Raw genomic sequence first — 1,606 nt, 5'->3', positions numbered from 1 at the left:
CATTATGCGAAGCCTTAAGCATTTCCAGGCGGCCAGGATCCACGAAAAACCCCGGAGATCGCTCTACCGGGGTTTCCTTGCTTTCTAGCCAGTGAAGCCTTATCGGTTAGTCCACCCGATGCTTCAACACCCGCAACGTACGAATGTCCGACCAGAACATCTCACTTGGATAAGTCTCGCTTCCGAACAGGCTAAACACCATGAAGTGCGGATGTTCATAGACACCCTCCAAAGCAAGAACTACCCCGGCAATTCGCACACAGCGCCATAGCGTCTCCGAGTCATCCTCCCACACCAGCTCGACCAGAACCGTCTTCCCAATGAGTGAAATCGCATTTAGAACGCTGGCTGAACTTGATATTTTTTCATGTTCAGCCCCATGGCAGGCACCTGTCGCGAACATATGCCAGCCAGAGAAAACGGGGGTTTCAGTAGAATTTACAGTAGCCATTCATGATCTCCCTTCGATCATTTTTGGTTAGCTGGCTTGGGGAGTTGCCGCTCCCTTAGCCAGCGATTACACCAGCCGCGTGCGCAGGTAAGCCCTGACCGCTTGCCGGATATGGTGCGAAACGGACGTGTCGTCCTTTTCCGCGAGATTTCGTAGAGCTTCCAATTGATCTGGCGGCATCAGAAGCGTGTAAGGCACCTTTTTGGCCTTGCCAGCGCGCACTTTCTCACCCTCCTCCTCGCCCTTTGCCAATTGCTGAGCCGGCGCAGGCTTCGCCAGCAACTTCCTTCGACGTAAGTCGTGCAGCAGCGCTAAACGACCATCTGGAGTGATTCCATTGAAGACCTGTTTAGCAGCAGCCTTTGATTGCCCATCTACCTCAACAAGAAGCTGGAGAAGCTCGCGGGTTTGGTCAGCGGTAATCTTCATGGTGAACCTATGTATGTTGCTTCGAGAGCAATATGACATACATATGTTCTACATAAAAGAAGAGCCTGTCGTGTCAAGTCGTCGCACCAAGCTCGGAAGAGGTTTTCGAGCCTTCCACTCATGTAAACATATGTATGTGGCACATACTACATGCATTCGACATACAGAATTATCGGCAAAAATGCCGTTTCTGGAAGCCTAGTGGCGCGCGGCCTCCAGACCAAACGCCCAATAATGAGCTTTTTGAGGGGGGTTTATCTGACGTGTTACAGGGGCGTCGGCCGCGCCTTCGGCCTATCGCTCATGCCTTCCGCTCCCGGCCGGCGGCGCGCGCCGACGCTGACGCGCTTCGCTTGTCCCCCAGCCATCACCAGAGCGACAAGTCACTCTGGTGACAGCCGGGCCGATCAAAGCTCCAGGATCGCCCTGCAGGCTGACTGCAAGGCCTCGATCCGAACATCCATATCCGCGCCCTCCTGATCCAGATCAGCAAGGCGGCGACGCAGATGGCGGATATCGGCAACGAGCTTGGGATAGTCATTCAGGACATAACACACGGCATCGAGAGGATCGCGAGACGGCGCGTACAGCGTCGCTTGATCGATCAGATGCTGCGGTACAGGGAGAGGGTCAGGCTTGCGCATAATCGGCCCTATGTTACGCGCCGCCCGGAGCCGCCGTATTGTCCGGGCGGCGCTCAACATAAGGCCGAGCATTATGCGAAGC

Annotated in this window: 3 protein-coding genes; all 3 read right to left on the bottom strand. The window is 55.0% G+C overall.

What is annotated here, in order from left to right; genetic code table 11:
* Nucleotides 1–106 precede the first annotated feature (106 nt).
* Nucleotides 107–451 carry a hypothetical protein gene (locus HMPREF2581_RS08005; RefSeq protein WP_011666650.1) on the bottom strand — a complete coding sequence of 115 codons (345 nt, stop codon included), beginning with the start codon at nucleotides 449–451 and terminating at the stop codon, nucleotides 107–109.
* Nucleotides 452–517: 66 nt separating this feature from the next.
* Nucleotides 518–880: a ribbon-helix-helix protein, CopG family gene (locus HMPREF2581_RS08000; RefSeq protein ID WP_016852910.1), complete on the bottom strand. Its 363-nt coding sequence runs from the start codon at nucleotides 878–880 to the stop codon at nucleotides 518–520.
* Between the two features lie 407 nt (nucleotides 881–1,287).
* Nucleotides 1,288–1,606, bottom strand: a 319-nt coding sequence (locus HMPREF2581_RS07995) for a hypothetical protein (RefSeq protein WP_042918004.1), incomplete at its 5' end; no start/stop codon positions are given.

This window comes from Pseudomonas sp. HMSC057H01 (genome assembly GCF_001836405.1).
Taxonomy (GTDB): domain Bacteria; phylum Pseudomonadota; class Gammaproteobacteria; order Pseudomonadales; family Pseudomonadaceae; genus Pseudomonas; species Pseudomonas aeruginosa.
The sequence above is the reverse complement of the archived record's forward strand: the minus strand, read 5'-3'. Positions and strand labels throughout refer to the sequence as shown.